The 22,227-nt window shown below is 67.9% G+C and carries 23 protein-coding genes and 1 pseudogene; 14 read left to right on the forward strand and 10 right to left on the reverse strand.

Going from position 1 to position 22,227, the window contains the following annotated elements; translation table 11 throughout:
- Positions 1-2: 2 nt before the first annotated feature.
- Both BKA15_RS03880 and BKA15_RS36240 read right to left on the reverse strand, forming a co-directional pair.
- Complete coding sequence (locus tag BKA15_RS03880) at positions 3-977, reverse strand: ABC transporter substrate-binding protein (protein WP_179748259.1); 975 nt, start codon at positions 975-977, stop codon at positions 3-5.
- Between the two features lie 176 nt (positions 978-1,153).
- Entirely contained in the window at positions 1,154-1,279 is a 126-nt protein-coding gene (locus BKA15_RS36240) for a hypothetical protein (RefSeq protein ID WP_281385191.1), read from the reverse strand.
- A gap of 71 nt (positions 1,280-1,350) precedes the next feature.
- Here BKA15_RS36240 and BKA15_RS03885 point away from each other — a divergent pair, with 71 nt between their 5' ends.
- The 3 genes from BKA15_RS03885 (at position 1,351) to BKA15_RS03895 (ending at position 4,031) form a co-directional block, all read left to right on the forward strand.
- Positions 1,351-2,325, forward strand: coding sequence for a GlxA family transcriptional regulator (locus tag BKA15_RS03885; protein WP_179748261.1), 975 nt, complete (start codon positions 1,351-1,353; stop codon positions 2,323-2,325).
- A gap of 96 nt (positions 2,326-2,421) precedes the next feature.
- Positions 2,422-3,642, forward strand: coding sequence for an MFS transporter (locus BKA15_RS03890; RefSeq protein ID WP_179748263.1), 1,221 nt, complete (start codon positions 2,422-2,424; stop codon positions 3,640-3,642).
- 155 nt (positions 3,643-3,797) lie between these two features.
- Positions 3,798-4,031 carry a hypothetical protein gene (locus tag BKA15_RS03895; RefSeq protein ID WP_179748265.1) on the forward strand — a complete coding sequence of 78 codons (234 nt, stop codon included), beginning with the start codon at positions 3,798-3,800 and terminating at the stop codon, positions 4,029-4,031.
- Between the two features lie 221 nt (positions 4,032-4,252).
- Here the strand turns inward: BKA15_RS03895 and BKA15_RS03900 are convergent, their stop codons facing one another.
- Complete coding sequence (locus BKA15_RS03900; RefSeq protein WP_179748267.1) at positions 4,253-5,239, reverse strand: LacI family DNA-binding transcriptional regulator; 987 nt, start codon at positions 5,237-5,239, stop codon at positions 4,253-4,255.
- A gap of 78 nt (positions 5,240-5,317) precedes the next feature.
- Between BKA15_RS03900 and BKA15_RS03905 the strand changes: the two genes are divergently transcribed.
- Genes BKA15_RS03905 through BKA15_RS03930 form a run of 6 tightly spaced genes read left to right on the forward strand, consistent with a single transcriptional unit; the run spans position 5,318 to position 12,867 of the window.
- Positions 5,318-6,865 (forward strand): alpha-N-arabinofuranosidase, encoded by a 1,548-nt coding sequence (locus BKA15_RS03905; RefSeq protein ID WP_179748269.1) that lies wholly within the window; start codon positions 5,318-5,320, stop codon positions 6,863-6,865.
- Positions 6,862-8,832 (forward strand): ABC transporter substrate-binding protein, encoded by a 1,971-nt coding sequence (locus tag BKA15_RS03910; RefSeq protein WP_218871054.1) that lies wholly within the window; start codon positions 6,862-6,864, stop codon positions 8,830-8,832. The genes BKA15_RS03905 and BKA15_RS03910 overlap by 4 nt, the downstream gene beginning before the upstream one ends.
- A 40-nt stretch (positions 8,833-8,872) precedes the next feature.
- Positions 8,873-9,883 carry an ABC transporter permease gene (locus BKA15_RS03915; protein WP_179748271.1) on the forward strand — a complete coding sequence of 337 codons (1,011 nt, stop codon included), beginning with the start codon at positions 8,873-8,875 and terminating at the stop codon, positions 9,881-9,883.
- Between the two features lie 8 nt (positions 9,884-9,891).
- Positions 9,892-10,752: an ABC transporter permease gene (locus BKA15_RS03920; protein WP_179748273.1), complete on the forward strand. Its 861-nt coding sequence runs from the start codon at positions 9,892-9,894 to the stop codon at positions 10,750-10,752.
- A 1-nt stretch (position 10,753) separates the two neighbouring features.
- Positions 10,754-11,824 carry an ABC transporter ATP-binding protein gene (locus tag BKA15_RS03925; protein WP_179748279.1) on the forward strand — a complete coding sequence of 357 codons (1,071 nt, stop codon included), beginning with the start codon at positions 10,754-10,756 and terminating at the stop codon, positions 11,822-11,824.
- Positions 11,821-12,867, forward strand: a complete 1,047-nt coding sequence (locus BKA15_RS03930) for an ABC transporter ATP-binding protein (RefSeq protein WP_218871055.1) — start codon at positions 11,821-11,823, stop codon at positions 12,865-12,867. Before BKA15_RS03925 ends, BKA15_RS03930 begins: the two co-directional genes overlap by 4 nt.
- 24 nt (positions 12,868-12,891) lie before the next feature.
- On the opposite strand, the pseudogene BKA15_RS03935 reads toward BKA15_RS03930, so the two are convergent.
- Positions 12,892-13,062, reverse strand: a pseudogene (locus BKA15_RS03935) (ANTAR domain-containing protein); the annotation flags it as partial.
- 500 nt (positions 13,063-13,562) lie between these two features.
- Complete coding sequence (locus BKA15_RS03940; RefSeq protein WP_281385192.1) at positions 13,563-13,991, reverse strand: Hsp20/alpha crystallin family protein; 429 nt, start codon at positions 13,989-13,991, stop codon at positions 13,563-13,565.
- A gap of 212 nt (positions 13,992-14,203) precedes the next feature.
- Here BKA15_RS03940 and BKA15_RS03945 point away from each other — a divergent pair, with 212 nt between their 5' ends.
- Entirely contained in the window at positions 14,204-15,196 is a 993-nt protein-coding gene (locus BKA15_RS03945; protein ID WP_179748284.1) for an ATP-dependent DNA ligase, read from the forward strand.
- 131 nt (positions 15,197-15,327) lie between these two features.
- Complete coding sequence (locus BKA15_RS03950; RefSeq protein WP_179748286.1) at positions 15,328-15,633, forward strand: MerR family transcriptional regulator; 306 nt, start codon at positions 15,328-15,330, stop codon at positions 15,631-15,633.
- Positions 15,634-15,998: 365 nt separating this feature from the next.
- Here BKA15_RS03950 and BKA15_RS03955 read toward each other — a convergent pair whose 3' ends face one another.
- The 3 genes from BKA15_RS03955 to BKA15_RS03965 form a co-directional block, all read right to left on the reverse strand.
- Positions 15,999-16,562 carry a hypothetical protein gene (locus BKA15_RS03955; protein WP_179748288.1) on the reverse strand — a complete coding sequence of 188 codons (564 nt, stop codon included), beginning with the start codon at positions 16,560-16,562 and terminating at the stop codon, positions 15,999-16,001.
- 209 nt (positions 16,563-16,771) lie between these two features.
- Positions 16,772-16,984, reverse strand: coding sequence for a VOC family protein (locus BKA15_RS34755; RefSeq protein ID WP_218871056.1), 213 nt, complete (start codon positions 16,982-16,984; stop codon positions 16,772-16,774).
- A 129-nt stretch (positions 16,985-17,113) separates the two neighbouring features.
- Complete coding sequence (locus BKA15_RS03965; RefSeq protein ID WP_179748290.1) at positions 17,114-18,460, reverse strand: MFS transporter; 1,347 nt, start codon at positions 18,458-18,460, stop codon at positions 17,114-17,116.
- 88 nt (positions 18,461-18,548) lie between these two features.
- Between BKA15_RS03965 and BKA15_RS03970 the strand changes: the two genes are divergently transcribed.
- Positions 18,549-19,238 (forward strand): winged helix-turn-helix transcriptional regulator, encoded by a 690-nt coding sequence (locus BKA15_RS03970; protein ID WP_179748292.1) that lies wholly within the window; start codon positions 18,549-18,551, stop codon positions 19,236-19,238.
- Here BKA15_RS03970 and BKA15_RS03975 read toward each other — a convergent pair.
- Complete coding sequence (locus BKA15_RS03975) at positions 19,227-19,847, reverse strand: helix-turn-helix domain-containing protein (protein WP_179748294.1); 621 nt, start codon at positions 19,845-19,847, stop codon at positions 19,227-19,229. The genes BKA15_RS03970 and BKA15_RS03975 overlap by 12 nt on opposite strands.
- Before the next feature lie 57 nt (positions 19,848-19,904).
- On the opposite strand from BKA15_RS03975, the gene BKA15_RS03980 reads away from it, so the two are divergent.
- Positions 19,905-20,042: a hypothetical protein gene (locus BKA15_RS03980; RefSeq protein ID WP_179748296.1), complete on the forward strand. Its 138-nt coding sequence runs from the start codon at positions 19,905-19,907 to the stop codon at positions 20,040-20,042.
- 52 nt (positions 20,043-20,094) lie between these two features.
- Complete coding sequence (locus tag BKA15_RS03985) at positions 20,095-21,243, forward strand: MFS transporter (protein WP_179748298.1); 1,149 nt, start codon at positions 20,095-20,097, stop codon at positions 21,241-21,243.
- A 180-nt stretch (positions 21,244-21,423) separates the two neighbouring features.
- Here BKA15_RS03985 and BKA15_RS03990 read toward each other — a convergent pair whose 3' ends face one another.
- Positions 21,424-21,921, reverse strand: coding sequence for a hypothetical protein (locus BKA15_RS03990; protein WP_218871057.1), 498 nt, complete (start codon positions 21,919-21,921; stop codon positions 21,424-21,426).
- Positions 21,922-22,227 lie beyond the last annotated feature (306 nt).

Raw genomic sequence — 22,227 nt, forward strand, 5'->3', positions numbered from 1 at the left:
GGTCATCGGTCCCGGAGCAGTTCGGCCAGCCGTTCCAGGCCGTCCACGGCGAGCGTCCCGTGTCCCGAGTAGAAGAAGCTGAGCACGTGCACCGCGTCCGACGAGACCGCCGGGAGGCTACGGAGTTCGGGCCGCCCGTTGACGGCCAGCCGCGCCTGCTCCTCGGTCGTGTCACCCGGCTCGTGGAGCGCGATGATGCGCTCCGGCTGCGCGGCGATCAACGCCTCCACGTTCGGCTCGAAGTACCGCTCGCTGGTGCTCTCGAAGACGTTCGTCAGTCCGACCGCCTCCATCTGCTGATGCAGCATGCTCCGGCTGCCGTAGGCGCCGAGCGGGCTGTCCCCGCTGACGACGAAGACGCCGGCCGCCTTGCTGTTCGACGGCGGCGTCTGCCGGGCGCCGTCACGGATCGCCGCCACCCGACTGCGCAGCTCCGCTGCCGCCGCCCGGGCGGTCTCGTCGGTGCCCAGCACCCGACCGAGCGTCTCCACATCCTGGTAGACGCCTTCGAGGGGATCCTGGACCTCGGACTGCCCGGCCCCGAAGCCACCGCAGTAGCCGCTCAGGATGATCGTCGGGATGCCGGCCGCCGCCAGATCCTCCGGCGCGAACTCGTTCAGCCCGTACGTCACCAGCAGGTCCGGCTCGGCCGCGATGATCACCTCGCGGGAGATGTCCTTCGAGCTCTTGATCGGTGTATTGGTCGCCTGGCTGAACGCACCCTCGGCCTTGCCGAGCGGTTCGCCGACCAGCGGCGAGAAGACGGCCACCGAAGCCGCACCGCCGGCCGCCTCCACGATCGTTCCGGCCTCGCCGCCGATGACGTACAGCCGCTCCGGCTTCGCGGGCAGGGTGACCTGGCGGCCGCAGTTCTCGATCGTCATCGGGTAGCTGCCGCCGGAACCGGCCGGCGCAGCTGGTGCGGCACCGCAGGCGGTGATCAATCCGGCGGCCGACATCAGGGCCAGCGCAGCCACGAACCGCCGAACCAGACTTTGCCGAGGGACGGGAACAGGCATCGAGGGGGCGGTCCTTTCAGGACAGGCAGGTCACGTTCACCGACGGAACGATAATGAGTGTCATTTTAGATGACGCCTCGCCGGCCAACGGACTTGGACCACCTGCCGCACGCTCTTTCGGTCGGCGCTGTCGCTCAAGATCCGCCCGATCGCCTTCTGTGGAGCGAGAGCAGGCGTTCGAACCACCAGCCCAGCCCGAGCAGCGCGACCAGGCCGAAGCCGCCCGCAGCCAGGGCAATCAGGAACGCACCGATCTCCATGACCGCCATGGTTCCCGCGGCGGCTGCGCCGACCCAGTGGCAAGAATGACATGATCCGATAGATTCTGGTCATGCACGTCGTCGCGGTGATCACCCTGGACGGGGCCGGCGGGATCGACATCGCCATGCCCTGCATGATCTTCGGCCAGACCTACCCGCAGCCGCTGCGGCACGGGAGTCGAGCCCTGTACGACGTGCGGGTCAGCGGGCCGGAGGTGACCACGACCTTCTCCGGCGGGACCAAGACGTTCAAGGTCACGCCGCCGTACCCCCTGACCGAGGCCGCCAAGGCCGACACGATCCTGGTGCCCGGGCTGAACCCGCACGACGTCCCGCCACCGCCGGAGATCGTCGACCTGCTGCGCGACGCGCACCGTCGCGGGGTCCGGATCGGCTCCATCTGCAACGGCGTGTTCGTGCTCGCCGCGGCCGGGCTGCTGGCCGGGCGCCGGGCGGCCGTGCATTGGGGCCATGCCGCGGAGCTCTCGGCGCGCTATCCGGACATCCAGGTCGAGGACTCGGTGCTCTACATCGACGACGGCGACATCGTCACCTCGGCCGGCGGCGCGGCCGCACTGGACCTCTGCCTGCACCTGGTCCGGCGCGATTTCGGCTCCGCGGTGGCCGCCCAGACCGCGCGGCTCACCGTGATGCCCCTGCAGCGCGACGGCGGCCAGGCCCAGTTCATCCACCACGCCGAGCCCGAATCCGGTGGCAGCCTCGAGCCGGTCATGCGCTGGATGGAGGACCGGCTCGAGCGCGACCTCACCCTGGCCGAGATCGCCGAGCAGGCAGCGACCAGCGTACGGACGCTCAACCGCACGTTCCGGGCCCAGACCGGCACCACTCCGTGGCAGTGGCTCATCCAGCGGCGGCTGCAACGGGCCCGGGAACTGCTGGAGACGACCGACCTCTCGGTCGAGGAGATCGCCTCCCGGGCCGGCTTCGGCACCGCCATCGGGCTTCGCCAGCATTTCCGCCGCGTGGTCGGGACCAGCCCGGTCGCCTACCGGCGCTCCTTCGCAGCGCCGACGAGGTCGGCCTGAGCCCGAGCCGGCGGGCCGCGGGTCTCGCCCGAACCCTGTCTGAGGGTCGCTCAACGAGTGGGAGTGAGGGCGCGGTTGGGTGGGTAGAGAGCATTCGTGACGACGCCCGGAGTTCGGCAGGACCAGAGCACTGCCTACGAGCCCGCTGTTCGCACCCTGCTGCCCGGCGTCGCCCTGATCGCGGTTACGTTCGGCCTGGCCCGCTACGGCTACGGGCTGCTGTTGCCAGAGATGCGGTCGGAGTTCTCCCTGAGCGAAGGGTTGGCCGGCCTGATCGCGTCGGCCACCTATGCCGCCTACCTGGTCGCGAACGTCGCCGTGGTCGTCCTGATGCACCGCTTCGGTGCCAAGATCACGATCGGCCTGGCGGCGGCCCTGGCCGCCGGCGGCATGGTGATCATGGCGTCCGCATCCGATCCCGCGGTGCTGACGCTCGGCGTGCTGGTCGCCGGGGCGGCCTCCGGCCTGGCCCTGCCGCCGTACTCGGGATTGGTGTCCTCCCGGGTGGAGCCGCGCCGCCGCGACCGGGTCTGGCCGGCGATCAGTTCCGGCACCGGGTGGGGCGTCGCGCTGGCCGGACCAATCGCGATCGTCGCCGGTGATCGCTGGCGCCTGGTCTGGGCCGCGTTCGTCGTGGCGGCGGTCGGCGTGGGCATCGCCGCCGTCCTGCTGGCGCCGCCCAGGGAGGGCGGCTCCGCGCGGATGCCGCAGTTGAGTCCGAGTTGGTTCATCTGCCCGAAGTCTCGGCCGTTGCTGGTCTCGGCCGTCCTGCTGGGCCTGGGTAGCGCGGTCTGGTGGGCGTTCTGCGTCGACGCCCTGCGCGAAGCCGGCCACGACCCGACGACGGCCCGGATCGTCTACGCCGTCTGCGGTGCCGCCGGCATCCTCGCCACCCTCGGCGGCGGCGCCCTCGGCCGGTGGGGCCTGCGCCGCGGCTACCTGGCCAGCTGTCTGCTGCTGGCCGGATCGCTGGCCCTGCTCGGCCTCGCCATCGGTCACCTCGCCACGGCCACAGCGGCCGCGATCCTCTTCGGCGTCTTCTACAACGGCGTCCTCGCCGCCCAGGGGATCTGGAGCTCGCGGGTCTTCGCCGGCCATCCGGTGGCAGGCCTGGCGGCCGTCAACGTGGCGGTCACCCTCGGCACCTTGATCGGACCCGCCTTGGCCGGGCTCGGCGCGGATCGGTTCGGCTACGGTACCGCCCTCGTGGCCGCGGCCGCCGTCGTCGCCCTGGCCGTCCCGTTCTGTCCCCCGGGCGCCCGCCGGCAGCGCCGGCTCGCCGAACACCGCTGCCGCGCGGCGCCGGTCCGTCCATGATCATTCTCCGCTCGCCGCGGGCTGGAGGATCGCAGACCCTGAGCCTATAACGCTGTTATCGTCGTGGGGAACCACGACCCCGTCCCACCATTCACCAGGAGACTCCCATCCACCCGCTCGCCTTCCCGATCGGCCCCATCGAACTGATCCTGATCATGATCATCGGGTTGCCGGTGATCATCGGCGCGGTCGTGCTGATCGTCGTCCTGGCTCGCCGCAAGCCCGCCCGCACCCCGACACCTCCGTACCCGCCCGCGCCGAACGCGCCGTACGGGCCCCCGGCACACCGTCCGCTGCCGGCCCAGGGCTGGGAACACCAGCGACCCCCGCACCAGGGTCCCCCGCACCAAGGACCCGCCGGGCCCGGCGACGGGCCGGCACCCGGATAGTCCCTGCCTGCCGACGGCACGCCCGCAGCCAGTCCGACCGCGCGTCCCGGCATGCGGTCCGCCCGGGGCCGCGATCGAGCAGCCCGGACCGGCAACGTCCCGGGTCGCGGCCTTCGGCCCTTCCGCTCGGGCGATACGTCGCTTACAGTCGGTCCAACCACTCTTGGTGTATCGATACAAGAAGGGTGCCGGCGCCAATGACGGGGCAGACGACGACGGAGTCAGCGGGTGGATTCTCGCTCGATGAGCGAGCACGTCCCCGTGATGCTGCGGCCCGGGCCGGTGAATCCCTCCATGCGTTCGATCAGCATCGCCAGCGCGGCCGCGACGAGGTTCTCGTTGTCGGGATCGACGGAGGTCAGGCTGGGGATCGCGTACCTCGCGTCGGGGAGGTTGTCGAAGCCGACCACCCGGACGCCCTCCGGGCAGCCCAGGCCCGCGTCGGCCAGGCCGCGGAGCACGCCGTGCGCATAGCTGTCAGTGGTGCAGACGACACCGTCGAAGCGCGTACCGGCGGCCACCATCGCGGCGACCGTGGCCGCGCCCGCCTGCAGCGGCATACCGCCGGCGGTCCGGACGACCAGCGCCGGATCGACGGGCAGCCCGGCCTCGGTCAGGGCGCTCACGTAGCCCTCGGTGCGCAGGGTCACCATCCGGGTGTCGGCGGTCAGGCTGCCGCCCGCCATGGCGATCCGCCGGCAGCCCTTGTCCAGCAGGTGCCGGGTGGCCAGCCGGGTCCCCTCGACGTTCGCCATCGCCACATGATCGACCGCGGGATCGGACATGCTCTCACCGAGGAACACCACCGGAAAGTCGTTCCGTACGCCGTCCGGCAGCCGTTCGAGCTGGGTGGCGTTGATCAACAGGCCGTCGTAGAACAGCGGCGATCGCTGCCAGGTCGCCACCTCGGCGTCCAGCTGTCCCCCGGTCGCCTCGATCGCGACGTGGTAGCCGAGGGCGGAGGCCTGGGCCGTCACCGCGCGGGCCAGGTCCGCGTTGTACGGGTGCTCGATGTGACCGACGGCGAGCCCGATCGCGCCGACCCGCCCGCGCCGGAGGGCCCGCGCGGCCAGGTTGGGCTGGTAGTCGAGTTCTTCGATCGCGGCCAGCACCCGAGCCCGCGTCTCGTCGCGCACGGGCCGGTTCCCGTTGATGACGTGCGAGACGGTCATCGTCGAAACGCCGGCCCGACGAGCAACGTCCGCCATCGCTGTCACCACTCGACTATAAGCGAAGCCCCTTTCCTGACCACCCCTGGTCGTGACGCCAACAACTGAGGAGAATCCGTGTCCCAGCTCCGCGCAGTGATCAATCTCGACGTGCCAGGTCCGACCGTCAGCCGGCATCTGTACGGCCACTTCGCCGAACACCTCGGGGCCTGCATCTACGGCGGCATCTGGGTCGGCGAGGACTCGGCCATCCCCAACGTCCGGGGGATCCGGACCGACATCGTCGAGGCGCTGCGGGAGATCGCGATCCCGAACCTGCGCTGGCCCGGCGGGTGCTTCGCCGACGAGTACCACTGGCGCGACGGGGTCGGTCCGCGCGCGGACCGGCCGTCGATGGTGAACACCCATTGGGGCAACGTGGTCGAGGACAACAGCTTCGGCACCCACGAGTTCATGGACCTGTGCGAGCAGCTCGGCACCGAGCCGTACATCAGTGGCAATGTCGGCTCGGGCACGGTCCGCGAGATGGCCGAATGGGTCGAGTACCTGACCCGCGGCGGCGAGGCGCCGATGTCGAGTCTCCGCCGCGAGAACGGGCGGCCCGACCCCTGGCGGGTGAAGTACTGGGGCATCGGCAACGAGACCTGGGGCTGCGGCGGCAACATGCGCGGCGACTACTTCGCCGATCTTGCCCGGCAGTACTCCACCTACTGCCGCAACCACGACGGCAACGTCTTGTACAAGATCGCCTCCGGCGCCCGCAGCGACGACTACGCCTGGACCCAGTCACTGATGCAGACCCTGGGCGACTACGGCTGCGGCTGCAACCCCAAGCACTACTTCGACGCCGTCTCGTTCCACTTCTACACCACCATGACGGATCGCAAGACCGGCAGGGCGACCGACTTCAGCACCGACGAATACCTCGAATCGCTGGCCAACGCGTGGCGGGTCGAGACCATGATCAAACGGCACAGCAACGTCATGGACGTGTACGACCCCGAGGGCCGGATCGGCCTGGTGCTGGACGAGTGGGGCACCTGGTGGGCCGTCGAGCCCGGCACCAACCCGCGCTTCCTCTACCAGCAGAACGCCCTCCGGGACGCCTTGATCGCCGGCCTGCACTTCGACGCGTTCCACCGCAACGCCGGGCGCCTGGTGATGGCCAACATCGCGCAGACGGTGAACGTCCTGCAGGCCATGCTGCTGACCTCCGACGACGTGTTGATCAAGACGCCGACGTACCACGTCTTCGAGATGAACAAAGATCATCACGACGCCGCCCGGCTCGACGTCCACCTGCTCGATGCCACCCCCACCGCGCACCATGACGACGCCACCGTGCCGCTGGTCACGACGACGGCGACCGCGAAGGACGGCCGCGCGCTGATCTCGCTGACCAACCTCGATCCCGAGGCCGACCACACCGTCGCCTACGACCTGCGCGGCGGCAGCCCGTCCGACGTGTCCGCACGGATCCTCCGGGCGGATTCCCCGCAGGCCCACAACACCCGTGAAGCACCCGACGCCGTGGCGCCGGTCGGTTACGACGGCGCCACCTTGTCCGAGAACACGCTCACGGTCACGATCCCGGCCCACTCCTTCATCACGGTCGGCTTCGAGACCGGCCGTACCCATCCATCCGAATCGGAGGACCAACGATGATGCATCCGATCACCCGGCGCGGCTTCCTGGCCGCCGCCACCGCCGCGGCCGCCACCACCGGCCTGGCCGCCTGCAACCTCGACCGGGGCGCCCCCAATCAGGGGCCCGGCCAAGCACCCGGCGAAGAGGCTCCCCCACCCGACGGCACCAGGGAGGTCGCGCCCGGCGTACAGCGCAAGGACTGCCTGATCCTGGAGAACCCCACCGGGCGGATCACCACGCCGGACGACTTCAACCGGTGGCGCCCCGGCTTCACCGGGTCGTCGACCGGACTCCAGCAGATCGCCCTGGACGCGCTCTGGTACATCGATCCGGACGCCGGCGTGAACGGCGTCTGGGACAACGCCTGCGCCGCCGAGAAGCCGATCTACAACGACGACTTCACCCAGATGACCGTCAAGCTCCGCGAGGGCCTGATGTGGAGCGACGGGGTCGAATTCACCGCCGAGGACCTGCACTACACGGTCGACCTGCACATGAACAATGACGGGTGGTCCTTCACCGGACAGTTCCGGGGCAATGTCGCCAGCATGGAGATGCCGGACAAATACACGGTGGTCTTCAACCTCAAACAGCCGAATTCGCGGTTCCACGCCTATTTCACGGTCCGCTGGGCGGCCTGTTGGATGATGCCCAAGCACATCTTCGAAAAGGAATCCGACCCGCTCGCGTTCAAGTTCAACCCGCCGGTCAGCCTCAGCGCGTACAAGCTCAAGGATTTCGACCCGAACGGCAACTGGTATCTGTGGGAGAAGCGGGAGGACTGGCAGAAGACCTCCATGGGCCTGATCGGCGAGCCCGGCCCCAAGTTCGCGATGTACACCGCCCCCGGCCCGAGCGACAAGCGCGTGATCGCCCAGACCCAGCACAACCTCGACGTCATCCACGACCTGGCGCCGGAGGGGATGATCAAACTCGCCAACGAGAGCAAGTCGTCGGTGGGTTGGTTCCCCAGCTTCCCGTGGGCGCATCCGGACCCCACGCTGCCGATGGTCATCTACAACAACGAGAAGCCCGGTCTTGATCGCAAGGAGGTGCGGTGGGCGCTCACCCTGGCGATCGACATCGTCCGGGTATCGCTCGCCTCGTACCGCGGCGCGGCCACGCTGTCGGCGATCCACGTCCCGCCGACCGGCCTGTATCCCCAGTACTACTTCGATCCGCTGGAATCGTGGCTGAACGAGTTCACCATCGACGTGGGCGGCACGCCGTACAAGCCGTTCGACGCCGACGCGTCCAATCGCGCCGCCGAGGAGGCCCGCAAGACCCTCGGTGATCTTGTCCCGACCGACCCGGAGCAGATCAAGACCGCGCTCGGCCGCGGCTGGTGGAAGCACGATCTCGCGGCCGCCGAGCAGCTGATGCAGGCGGCCGGGATGAAGAAGGCGGGCGACACCTGGGCCCTGCCCGACGGCTCACCGTTCAAGATCGCGTTGCTCAGTGCCGCCGAGAGCAATCCAACGATGAATCGGGCGGCGAGCATGGTCGTGGAATCGTGGAAGGAGTTCGGCATCGATGCCAGCCACGACGCTCGCGACAACACCGGCGACCTGGTCGGCCCGGGCGACTACTCCGCGGCGGTCGGCTGGACGATCGAGACCTGGGGCGGCCATCCCGACCTGTTCTACTTCCTGAACTCGTGGCATTCGCGGTTCTACGTCCCGTCCGGGAAACGGGCCGCCGGCTCGAACACCATGCGCTGGAAGCATCCCGACCTGGATCGCATCATCACCGAGATCCAAAGCTTGGACTTCGACGATCCGAAGGGCATCGAGCTTGGCCAGGAGTTCATCAAGCTCGCGGCGGCCGAGATGCCGGTCACCCCGATGATGAGCTACAACGTGTTCACCGTCTGTGACACGACGTATTTCACCGGTTATCCCACGGCCGACAACCCGTACACGAATCCGGTGCCCAACTGGGGCAACACGAAATACATGTTCACCCAGATCAAACCGAAGAGCTGATCACCGTCACCTTTTCCCCGCAACCCCGAAGGAGAGGCGAGTGCGGACCTTCCTGCTGCGCTACCTGATACCGCGCATCGTGCAGTATCTCGTCGTGATCTTCATCGGCGTGACGGTGGCCTTCATCATTCCGCGGCTCTCGCCGACCAGCCCGGTGGAGTCGCAGATCGGCTTGATCACCAGCAGCGGTTCGTCGATCGATCCGGAGGCCATCCAGCATCTGCGCGAGTCGCTGACGGAGATGTACGGCCTGTCCGGCAGTCCGCTCCAGCAGTACTTCGCGTTCTGGGGCCGGCTGCTCCGCGGTGATCTTGGACCTTCCCTGTCCAGCTTCCCGACCCCGGTCAGCGAACTGGTCGGGCGGGCGATGCCGTGGACGTTGTCGATCGTCCTCGCCGCCACCCTGTTGGCCTGGGTGCTGGGCAACCTGTTCGGCGTCCTGGCGAGCTACTTCCCGAGGAAGCGGCTGCTCGGCGTGATCGACGTCGCGAGCCAGGCGATCCGGCCGATCCCGTACTACGTCGTCGCGATCATCCTGCTCGTCGTTTTCGCCTACGTCCTGCCGCTGTTCCCGTTCAGCGGTGCCTACCGGGTGGGCACCACGCCGGAGCTCAGCCTGACCTTCGCCCTGGACTACCTGTGGCACGCGGCCCTGCCCGCGGCGACCCTGATCCTGGTCGGCTTCGGCGGCTGGTTCGTCGGGATGAAAGCGCTGACCAGCAACGTCATCTCCGAGGACTACGTCGTCTACGCCGAGACGGCGGGCATCGCGCCGAGACGGATCGTGCCGCACTACGTCGCCCGGAATGCGATGCTGCCGCAGGTCACCGGGCTGGGGATGGATCTGGGGACCGTCTTCTCCGGCGCGTTGATCATGGAGGTCGTCTTCGGGTATCCGGGCGTCGGGCTGCTCAGCCTGCAGGCGGTGTTCCGCAACGACTACTCGCTGATGATGGGCATCACCCTCTATTCGATCGTCGGGGTCGCGACCGCCGTCTTCGTGATCGATCTCCTCTATCCGCTGCTCGACCCGCGCGTCCGGCACCAGTGAGGCGGCCAATGATGATCAAAGTCATCCGGGATCTCCTGAAGTACGACGTCCGGTTCCGCTTCGCGTTCGCGATGATCGGGCTGATCCTGATCATGGTGCTGCTGTCGTTCGTCTCGCCGTACTCGCCCGACAAGACCTTCGTGGTGGCCATGGACTCCAGCCCCTCGCTCGAGCACCCGTTCGGCACCACGTCCCGCGGCCAGGACCTGTTCTGGTGGATGACCTTCGGTGTACGGAACTCGCTGCTGCTCGGTCTGATGACGGCGCTGATCAGCCGCGTGATCGCGATCGCGGTGGGCCTGACCGCCGGCTACCGGGGCGGCTGGATCGACCGGGTCCTGATGTCGATCAACGACTCGTTCGTGGTCATGCCGCTGCTGCCGATCCTGATCTTGCTGGGCTTCCTGTTCAAGGGTCAGCTCAACATCTATCTGCTGGCGGTGTTGCTCGGCCTGTTCGGCTGGCCCTGGGACGCCCGGCTGATCAGGTCCCAGGTGCTGAGCCTGAAGGAACGGGCGTTCACCCGGACGGCCTCCTACAGCGGCGCACGCTCGTGGCGGATCATGATCGCCGAGCACCTGCCCTTCGTCCTGCCGATCGTGTTCGCGACGTCGATCAACAACATGCTGTGGTCGATGGGGATGGAGGTCACGCTGAGCGTGCTCGGCCTGTCGGACCTGAGCCGGCCGAGCCTCGGCACGTCGCTGTACTGGGCGAACCAGCACCAGGCGCTGGTGGCCGGCGTCTGGTGGTGGATCGGCGCTCCCGTGCTGGTGGCGATGGTGCTGTTCGTCGGCCTGTACCTGTTGATGTCCAGCGTCAACGAGTACATCGATCCCCGCACCCGACTTCGGCTGATCGGAGCCTGACATGGAACCCCTGCTGAGCGTGACCGACCTCAAGGCGTACTACCGGACGGAGGCCTACGGCGTCTCCCGGACCGTCCGTGCGGTGGACGGGGTTTCGTTCGACCTGTATCCGAACGAGATCTACGGCCTCGCGGGCGAGTCGAGCTGCGGGAAGACCACGCTGATCAAGGTCATCTCGGGCAACATCAAGAACCCGCTCCGGGTGGTCGACGGCCAGGTGCGGTTCACGGCACCGGGAATCGACCGCGATCTGGCGACGATGACGACCGACGAACTGCGCAAGACGATGCGCTGGAAACGGATCTCGTACGTCATGCAGGGCTCGATGAGCGTACTGAATCCGGTCCGCCGGATCGTGCACACGTTCGCCGACATCGTCGCCACCCACCGGGGCCTCCGCGACCGGGCAGCGTTCCGCAAGGAGATGAGCGACCACCTCGCCCGGCTCGGACTCCCGTCCGAGGTGCTCCGGTCGTTCCCGCACCAGCTCTCCGGCGGCATGCGGCAACGCGTGGCGATCGCGCTGGCGACGATCTTCCAGCCGAACCTGATCATCGCGGACGAGCCGACGACGGCCCTCGACGTCGTGGTGCAGCGAGGCGTGCTGCAGCTGCTCAAGCAGATCCAGGCCGACAGCGGCAACACGGTCCTGCTGGTGACGCACGACATGGCGGTCCATGCCAACGTCGCGGACCGGGTCATGATCATGTACGCCGGGCGGATCATGGAGGAGGGTCTGACCGAGACGATCTTCCAGGCGCCGCGGCATCCGTACACGAAACATCTGATCGGGTCGCTGCCCAAGATCGGGGAACGGACGGCTCGGCAGGGCCTGCCGGGCAGTCCACCGAACCTCTCCGACCCGCCGGCCGGCTGCCGCTTCCATCCCCGCTGCCCGGCGGCCATGGACGTGTGCCGGACGGTGGTCCCCGAGACGCTGCACCTCGTGAACCGGCACCGGGTGGCCTGTCACGCGGTGGCCCTGGAGGAAGGGCTCCCGGTGCCGGAGCCCGACCTCACGGCGGCCGGCGGCGGAGCGGCCGATCCGAACCGGACGGAGGATCTGCGGTGACCTCGGGTGCGGCCGAAGCGCCGCTGTTCGAACTGGACCGGGCCGTCGTCACGTTCCGGATCGGCTCGCTGCTGGCCGGGAGCCGGCTCGTCGCCGTCAACGACGTCTCGCTGCGCCTGGCCGCCGAGAAGCCGGAGATCTTCACGCTGGCCGGTGAGAGCGGCAGCGGAAAGACGACTCTGGCGCGCGTCCTGCTGGGTGATCAAGCACCGTCGGGCGGCGCAGTGAGATTCCAGGGCACGCCGGTCGCGGAGGTGATCAGAGTTGGCGGCCACAAGGCCTTCATGGCGGAGGTCCAGCCCGTCTTCCAGAACCCGTTCGAGACGTTCAACCCGCTGCGCCACGTGCAGGAGTATCTGTTCGACACCGCCATCAATTTCAAGATCGCGAACAACCGCCAGCAGGCGGCCGAGCCGGTGGACGCCGCGCTGCGAACGGTCGGCCTCTCCCTCGCGGAGGTGCAGCAGCGCTACCCGCACGAGTTGTCCGGCGGGCAGTTGCAGCGGGTGTCGGTGGCCCGGGCGCTGATCCCGAACCCCAAGGTGATCGTCGCCGACGAGCCGGTCTCCATGGTCGACGCGTCGCTGCGGATGGAGATCGTCAACGTCTTCAAGCGGCTGCGGGACGAGGAGGGCGTCACGGTCATCTACATCACCCATGACCTGGCGACCGCGTACTACGTCTCGGACCGGATCGCGATCATGCTGCGAGGGCACGTCGTCGAGTCGGGCCCGGTCGAGGAGGTTCTTGATCATCCCGCGCACCCGTACGCGCAGCTGCTCAAGGAGTCGATCCCGGAGCCCGTACCGGAGGACAAGGCCGCCTGGACGCAACAGATCACCTTGGGCGCGACCGAGGCCCGCGAGTTCGGCCAGGTCGGCTGCAAGTTCGCCAACCGCTGCCCGCACGTGATGGAGCGGTGCCGGTCAACCAACCCGCCCGATTTCCCGGTCGGGAACCGGCTGGTCAAGTGCTTCCTGTACGACAACGCCGGTGGCAGCGTGACGGGCACGTTCACTGAGGAACGTGATCACGGAAGATGATCATGCCCTGCCGGCACGGGAACGTCAGTGACGAGCCGAGGCCCGGTCGACCACCTCGGTGGCAACGACGGTCAGCGGCCGTTGCTGATCACGGGAGAGGACGACCAGCCGGTCGAACGCGGCATCCATGGTGAGGCCGTGGGTCTCGGCCAGGACACCTTTGGCGTACTCGATCATTGCCCTCCCGTCCAGCGCCGCCCGCGTTCGGGCGGCGACCTCGGCCGGAGAGAGCGGCCAGTCGACGTTACACCTCGCGTGTGGGGAAGCCGCGAATCCAGGCCCGCCAGGTCGGGAGGTTCAGGTTGATCTTGTTCCGGCTCCGGTGTCGATCCGATCGTGCCGCCCATCGATCGCTGTGTCGGCACGGATCCGCTGCGGGGTCTGTCCGGGGCGCCAGCCGGCCCAGGCGGTGCGCGAGGTAGCTCTCCCAGTCGCCGGCGAGGACGGCGTTCAACGCCTCCTGGTCGCACACCACGCGTCGGTCGGCTCGCCGTACGGCCGCAGGCTCGCGCAGACGATGGTGTCCGCATCGCCCGGCTGTCCGAGGTCATGCCTCAGGTCAGAACGCGGATCGCCAGCGCGTCGCCGTCATGGTGATCAAGGACGGAACGGAAAAGTCCGGCCCTCCAGTCCGGTTCCGAAGAGACTGGAGGGCCGGCCTCCTTCCGGACGACGGCCGAAACCACGGCCCCGAATCAGGCCGCGATCTCCTTCTGGTCCGAGCCTGCGCCGGTCGTGATCTCGATCTTGCGCGGCTTCGCCTTCTCCGCGATCGGGATCTTCACCTGCAGCACCCCATGGGTGTAGCCCGCCTCGATCCGGTCCAGGTCGAGGTTGTCGCCCAAGATCAACTGGCGGCTGAAGACGCCCCGCGGACGCTCGGCCGCGATCTGCTCCGACGTGGTCTCCACCACCGGCCGCTCCGCCTTCACCGTCAACACGTTCCGCTCGACGTCCAGGTCGATCGTCGACGGATCGATGCCCGGCAGATCGAACTCGGCCCGGAACACGTCGCCGTCGCGCCAGGCATCCAACGGCATGAACACCGGCCTGGTCGCGGTACCCAGAAGCTGCTGGGTCAGCCGATCGAACTCACGGAACGGATCAGTGCGCATCAACATCATGGCCTCACCTCCCAAGTCACCGAACGCCTCACGTTGATGGATGACAGGGACACCTAATCTGTGTCATCACCACAGATAATATCAACGTGTCACAGTGATTCAAGGCCGGATCGAGAGGAGACGACGAGTCCCGGGCGACAGAACGCGATCGCGCCGAGCGGCGTCTGACGTTCCCGCCCGGTGGGTACTTCGTCGAGACGGGAGGTGGCAAGATGACGGGACCAGGCAGGCCTTCACCCATGCTCGCCAAGCTGACCGACCGGCTTCCCGCTGGTCCGGGCTGGCTGTTCGAGCCGAAACTCGACGGCCTTCGATGTATCGCCACCGTCGGCGACACCGGATCGGTGTCACTCACGTCGAGACACGGTGCCGGCCTGACCCGGGCCTTCCCCGAGATCGCGGCCGCCGTGGCCGACACCGTACCCAGTGGTGCGATGATCGACGGCGAGATCGTGCACTGGTCGGCCGGTGGCCGGCTCGACTTCGAAGCACTCCAGCGACGACTGCTCCACCTCGCTCCGGTGCCGATCGAGGTGCACTCCGAACGCTGCCATTTCGTCGTGTTCGACGTCCTGCGCTCCCCTCAGGACGGCGATGTGACCGACTGGCCGCTGTCCCAGCGGCGGCAGCTGCTGCAGCAGTGGATCCCGCCCGGGCGACCGTCGGAGCTGATGTTGGTGCTGCAGACCGCCGACGTGAACGTCGCGACGATCTGGACCCGCGCCCTGGCCGGGCTCGGCATCGACGGCATCATCGCCAAGCACGCCGGCAGCACCTACCAGCCCGGCGTCCGCGGCTGGTGCAAGGTTCAGCGCTATGCCTCGACCGAGGTGATCATCGGCGGCGTCACCGGCAGTCTCAGCGAGCCGCTGCACCTGATCGTCGGCCGCCGACACCCCGATGGCCGGCTCCACGTCACCGGCCGGACCGCCGAACTCTCCACGCCCGCGGCCCGACAGATCGCCGCCGTCGTCAAACCACCCTCGGGCCATCACCCCTGGCCCGCGGAGCTGCCGCTCGCCCTGCACGAGTACGAACCGAGCAGCTACCACCAGGTCGACCCGACCAGCGTGGTGGAGATCCGGTTCGACACTGCCCGCCGCAGCCGCGCCCGCGACTCCTGGCCCGGCCAGCTTCGCTTCCGGCGCCTCCGCCCCGATCTCACCCCCGCCGAGATCCCCGAAGGCCTCCGCCTCGAGGCATGAGGAGGGTCACCGGGCGCCTCGACGTACCCGAGCAGGGATCGATGCGCCTCTGACACCAAATCTATGGCGATCGAGAAGATTAGGATGGGTGGTGAACAAAGTTCGACCTGGACGCAGCAGTGGAGGCCAGCATGAACCGCTACCGCACCACCGATCCTGACCGTGGTGTCTTCGGCATCACCGTCGCCGCCGAACTGAGCGGGACCGGAGCGCAGAACCTCCGCGCCTACGAACGTGCCGGACTGCTCCAACCCGACCGGACCGAAGGCGGCACCCGCCGCTACAGCCCCAACGACATCGACCGGCTCCGTCGGATCGCCGAGCTCATGACCGCCGGGCTGAATCTCGCCGGCGTCGCCATGGTCCTCGACCTCCAAGATCAAAACGACCGCCTCCGTCGCCAACTCGACCAGCAACGAGACGCCCCGGACCGGTAGCGGCCGCCCGCCGATTCGGCTCTGCGCGGCGGCACGTGTGGTGGCGAGCATCTTGTCGAAGACGGCGGGCTTTCCTGTGGTTGGCCACGAGACCTCAGCCGATCTGGTCGTTGGCGCAGAATGCGCCGGCTCGAACTGCCAGCGGCGCAGCGTTTCTGGGCTGCGAGCTCCTAACGGTTCCGCGCGGAAGGCGCGCGGTGAGAGTCCGTACCGGGCTCGGAAGCGACGCGAGAAGGCGACCGGATCGCCGAAACTGCTGCGCGCGCCGGTTTCGGAGATCGACAGGTCGTCGTTGTCCAGGCTTCATGATCAAGAAGTCAGCCGGTGTCGGCCGTTCGGACCAAGACACTGGGCAGGAGTGATCGTCACTCCGCGATGTTTCGGCCACCCCGCGCGGACCACACCACGACGGCCGTGAGCGTGAGCCCGATGACGGCGCTCAGGGCGGAGAATCCGAACTTCAGCCGTGACGCTGTGCCGTGGGCCATCGCCCACCAGTTCGGGAATCCGGCCGGATCGGTGAGCATCGCGAGCGAGAACGCGTTCTCGATCAGGTCGAAGGTCGGGCCCAGTGCGAACAGCGGCGCCCACCGGCGCATCGCCTCGGTCAGCCGCGGCTTCTGGCGCGCACCGATGCCGGCGACCAGGTGCACCAAGCTGATCAAGGTCGCGGCCAGCGCAACCGCCCAGAGGAGATCGACCACTTCGGTCCGAATCAGCAGCAGCAGACGGGACCGTTCGGCGAGGTCGGCGTACCAGCCGCGCAACGTGGCCGCGTCGGTCTCCAACCCGTAGACCGCGAGCGCGACCGGCGCTTCGACCTGCCGATAGGTGGCCTGCAACCAGAGCTGCGCGGCGAGCGCGGCCGACGCGCACACCCCGAACCGGGCCGCTGCCCATCGGATCGGTCGGGCATGGCGTCGAGTCATGCGGCTATGTTATGAGCATTAACATTGGCCGGCAACAGACGGGCCCGTAGCTACGGGGGCCACACAGCTCAGAATCGCTCTCAGACAAGATTTCCCGGCCGTCCGGGGCACCAACCGGCCGCCCAGCTGCCCGTACGGGCATCCTGGCTGCTCACAGCGCCGCCTGCGGGACTCCTGATCGGCGAGCAGGTCAAGCACTGCCGCAAGGATCAGCCGGCTGCCGGTGGTGTCGGCAGAGCCGACCGGTCTTGATCATCCAACGGATCTTGCGTGGTGACTGGCCAAGCAGCTCGGCGCGGTCCCACGTCGAACTCCCAACCGAAAAACGCGCCGTAGAAGGTCATCGCGCGGTCGAGATCCGGGATGCCCAGGTCGATCCAGGTCGGTGTGCCGGCCGGCTGCTTGGTGGTCAGCTCGCTCATTGTCTCTCCTTGTTCGTGTCCCCATCTTGTCCCCGTCGCGCCCTTGTCGCTTCGGCAAGTAGCTCAACTGGAGGTGCCGACTGAGCGGCTGCTGCGTTCCAGGGCTGGGAGCCTGGGGCCTGCACCCGATCACCTGGTGATCGCCGATCCACCGGAACCCGCCACGGGCTCTTCCGGACCCGATTCGGGATCCTTCGGTGTGCCGTTGTCGTCTGATGCCGGATTTGGTGCGCGGGCAGCAGCCAGCGCTGCGCGTCCGGACGGCAGCATGATGGCGATCGTCATCACCACGACCCCGACCGCACCAGTCGTGATCAAGAGGCTCTCGATGCTGATGATGTCCGCCAGCGGCCCGAACACGGCCATGCCGACCGGTGTGCCCAGTGCCATCACGATTGCGACATAACTGAACACTCGACCGTGCTGCCCCGGCTCGACGGTCTCTTGGATCAGCGTCATGAACGGCGTCGAGAACAACGGCACCAGCAGGCCAAGGGTAAACATGAACCCGTAGAAGACCCACAGATTCGGGGCAAAGCCCAGCAGCGTGATGAAGATTGCGAGGCCGTACGTGGCAAACAGGATCAAACCGATCCGGCTCCGTTTCGCGAGAATGGTTGCCACCAAGACACCGCCGAGCATCATGCCGACACTGAAGGCGATCTGCAGCACAGCCAGCATCCATGTCTCGGAACCGAAACTGCGGGCGACCAACAGCGGGGTGATGGAGCCGGGCGCTCCGGTCAGCAGGAACATGATCGCGAACACACCCACCAGCCAGCGGACGATCCCCCGCGACCAGATGCACCGCATTCCCTCCACCAGATCCTGGCGGTAGCTGGTCGCGGCCTGCGACACCCGGGTCAGTGTGGGGACGCGGACCAGGGCGAGGAACCCAATCCCGATCACCGCTGTGACCACGTCGAGGAAGAAGACCGGCACGATACCGGCCAAGGCGTAGATCGCCGCCGCGGCCGCCGGTGCCGCCAGCCCCATGATCGACTGGATGGTCTGGAACACCCCGTTCACCCGCATCAGCTGATCGGGTGGCACGATCTGCGGGATCATCGCCTGCACGGTCGGCGTCTGTACGCCGGCACCGAGCGATCGTATGCCGACCGCGAGCAGGATGAGCCACAGATCGGTGATGCCGTTCAGCATCAACAGCGCCAGCATCAACGTGGCAGCGGCGATCCCGGCGTCGGCCGCCATCACCAGCCTCCGTCGATTGATCCGATCGGCCAGAACGCCGCCGAAGATCGACACCACCCCCTGCGGCGCGAATGCCGCGATCACGAAGAGGGCGACGGCCAGACCGGAGCGAGTCTCCAGTGTCACGTACCACATCACGGCGAACTGCACGATCATCGAGCCGAACAGCGACACCGTCTGTCCGGTCAGGAACAGCGCGACGTTACGCCGCCACGGTTCGGGCACCACTGGTGCGGCAGTCCCGGTCAGGTTCTCCTCGGTCATGATCTCCCCGCCTCGTTCCGCCCGCACTATTTGGTGCTAACGTAGCACTTCTTAGTGCTCACAATAGACTCTGATTGTGGAGGTGTCCATGCGCGGCGAACGCAGCTACGACGATCCGTGTGGTATCGCGCGGGCGCTCGACCTGGTGGGTGAACGCTGGGCGCTGCTCTTGGTCCGAGAGCTCGTCTTCGGCCCCAAACGCTTCACCGATGTTCGCCGGGGTCTGCCCGGGGCCAGCCAGAACGTCCTCGCGCAACGGCTCCGCGAGCTGCAGCGAGACGGCATCGTGGAACAGATCCGACTCGGGCCGCCCGCCGCCACCCGGGCATACCGCCTGACCGAGCGTGGCCACGGCCTCGAACCGATCCTTCTGGAGTTGGCCCGCTGGGGCAGTGACCTGCCGATCACATCCGGCGCGGAATTGAGCACCGACGCATTGATGTTCGCACTCCGCGCGACCTACCAGCCACGGACTCGCTCGACTCGACGTGTCGAGTACGAACTCCAGCTCGAGCCGGACCGGTTCCGAGTTGTCCTGGACGGTCCGGAGATCCAGGTCGCCCGCGCCGCCGCGGTCCTGCCGGACGCGGTGATCACCACCAGCCCACCGATCCTGCGCGACCTGATCTATACCGGACGCCCGCTGGACCAGGCCATCGACGACAACCTGATCATGATCGAAGGCAACCGGAGGGCCATCGTCCGGCTGATCGGCTCGTTCCGGCAGCCCCCACCACCGATCGATCCCGACGCCAGCACGCCACCCTCATCCGAATGACGCCAAGTAAACAAACCACCGGCAATCAGAACACTGCAGTGGCAACCGGCCCCAGCCCTGGACGTAGACGTGCCGCCCGGTTGCCGTACCGGCGTCCTGACGGCTGTCAGCGCCGTTGCGAGACTTCTGGTCGGCGAGCGGGTCGAGCACGGCGGCCAGGATCGGCCGACCGCTGGTGGTGTCGGCGGCGAGCCGGCCGGTCTTGATCATCCAACGGATCTTGCGTGGTGTCTGGCCGAGCAGCTCGGCGGCCTGGGCGACGGTGACGGTCTCGGACGTCGCGGTGACGGTCTCGGCTGTGACGGCCTGGCCCAGCGGGGTCAGCTGCCAGCTCGAACCGTGGCTGGCGGGTGGGGCCAGCTGGTCGAGCAGCAGGGTCGCGGCGTCGTAGGCGGCGGTCCGGTCCGGGCCGAGCATGTCGTCGGTCAGGTCGGCCGTGCAGCGATCGACGACGGTGTCGATCACGGTTGCGGCAGCGCGCCGGCCGACCAGCTCGGCCAGTGATGTCCAGCTGGCCGCGGCGATCTCGTCGCTTAGCTGATCACCGATCATCCGCCGGCGGGCCTGGTCGATCTGCTCGGCCAGGCGGTCTCGGTCGGAAGCGGTCATCAGCTGGCCGCGGCTTGGTGTCGCGCGGCCGCTCAATTCGGTGGACACGGTCGGTCGGTGTCGACCACGCTGGCGGTCGTGACGAGTATGCGGACGTACGACGAACTGGTTGCCAGGCGATCGCTGCGCCGCGAGCGCTGGACGCGCGCATCCGTTCCGCGCGCCGGTTCGTCGCCCATGATCACCGGTAGCTGAGCGAGGCGAGACTGCCATGACCAGGCTCCGGGCTGCTTGGCTTCCGCGAGGCTTGCGGATCAAGGTCTACGCGCTGTCGGCGCTTGGCGAGGCGCTCCCGCTGTTTGCGGTGTACGCGCTGATCTTCGCTGATAGTGGATTGTCGGCCGCGCAGATCTCATCCTTGTTCTTCGTCTGGTCTGCCGTTGCCTTTGCGCTGGAAGTGCCTTCCGGTGCCTTGGCCGATCGGGTTTCGCGGCGTCGGCTGTTGATCATCGAGGGCCTGCTCCGAGCGGCCGGATGCGCATTGTTGGTCACGGTGCCGTCGTATCCGATCTTCGCGATCGGGTTCGTGTTGTGGGGTGTCGCGGGCGCGCTGCGATCGGGCACCTTCCAGGCGCTGGTGTACGACGAGTTGGCCGCGACCGGCAGCGAGCGGTCGTATGGCAGGTTGATTGGGACCGCGGGGACGATCGGGCCGCTGGCTGGTGTCGGTGCGACCCTCGCTGCCGCTCCCTTGCTGGCCCTGGGCGGGTATCCGCTGGTCGGCTGGATCAGCGCCGCAGTCAGTCTGGCCGCCGCCGTGGTGTCCTGGACGCTTCCGGAGCGGCCGCAGGTTCGGCACGTCGACGGTGGCGTCCGTGGCTACCTGCGCACGCTGCGGGACGGGCTGGTGGAGACGCGGCGGAATCGGGCCGTGTTCTTTGTGTTGATTGTGCTGGTGTGCCTGAACCTCGGTGCCATCGACGAATACGTGCCGCTGCTGCTGCGCGATGACGGCGTCCCGACCGTGATCATCCCGGTCTTGTTGGCCGCTCAGGCGGTGATGACCGCGGCGGCGAGCTGGGCGGCGGGGCGCTGGTCGACGACCCGATCGCTGGTCCCGGCAGTCGCGTTGATCATCGGCGCGGTAGCTCTTGCGGGGGGCGCGCTGATCATGCATCCGGTCGGATTCGTCGGCTTGGCGGCGGCCCTGACCGCGACCACCTTTGTCACAGTGTGTACGCAGATCCGGCTGCAGCACGCAATCACCGGCCAAGTCCGTGCCACGGTGACATCGGCGGCCGGGCTCGGAAGGGAGTGCGCCGCCCTGATCACCTACGGCTCGATCGCCGGCCTGTCGGTAGGGCTTCCGATCTCCACCGCCGTGGCCGCGATGGCAATCCCGATGCTGCTGCTAGGCGTCGCCCTGCCGCGTCTGCTCGGTACTGCAAGGGCATGAGGGCGAGCCGTCGAGCCGCTGGCGATGATCGTCACGACGCCTGGTCGCTGCCCCGGTGAGTCCGGACCTAGGTTGCGGTGCCGAGGATGATCAGCGGAAGTCGCGAGATGCCGTGGTCGGCTCCAGTGACAGCGATTCGACGTGTTCCGCGCTGCGACTGGTGACCTGCCCGCGGTCGATTCAGCCATCACCCCGAGGCCGGCGTCTTGCCGCGCAGCCGCGTTCAACTTGGCCATGATCAACTCTGATGCTTCTCCTCGGGCCACGGGTACAAGGTGGCCAGCGGTTCGAACCCGGTCGGCACGCCCTGGTCGTCGAGGATCGGCCGGGAATGCTGGTGACTGCCGGCAGCGCGATCGCAGCCGGGATCAACTCCAGGCCGTGCCGGCCGAGCCCCGACACGGCATCGCCGAGCTGGACTGGCCGGGTCGACGCCAACGACCTGGCGACCTCAGGCAGGCGCCGCTCGCCACCGGACAAATGGTTCGGCTCATCGATGCCGGCCGGGTCGAACCAGACCGCGCTGTCCTCATTGCGGATCCCACGGGCCGGACAACAACTTGCCGCCCAGGCCCGGATCAGCAGCTCGACCGCGGCCTCGGTCCCGTACAGGCCGGCGGCCCAGCCGCGCAGCTGCTCGGCCAGCCGGCGCGTCGTGAACGTGGCGTCGGTCGCCATCGGTCAGCCCGCCTGGCTCTGGGTCGGGTTGTTGAGCTTGGCGAAGAACTCGCCGGCCTCCATGGTCGGTTCCGCTCGACCACGTTCGGATGCATCGCAGCGCTCGCCTTCGCAGCTGTCTCGGCGGACCCCGTCGATGTCCGTCTCCAGATCTACCACCCCAGTGCATCCACGCCGGCTGACGACTCCGAGGCGCCTCTGCCAGCCACAGAAAACCTTCACCGCGTATTGACCGAGAACAGCCGTAGACACCCGGTTCCAACCGCCACCAGCCGGACACAGCAAAACGCCCCTCACCAGGCATCG

It is taken from the genome of Microlunatus parietis, from assembly GCF_013407955.1.
Classification (GTDB): domain Bacteria; phylum Actinomycetota; class Actinomycetes; order Propionibacteriales; family Propionibacteriaceae; genus Microlunatus; species Microlunatus parietis.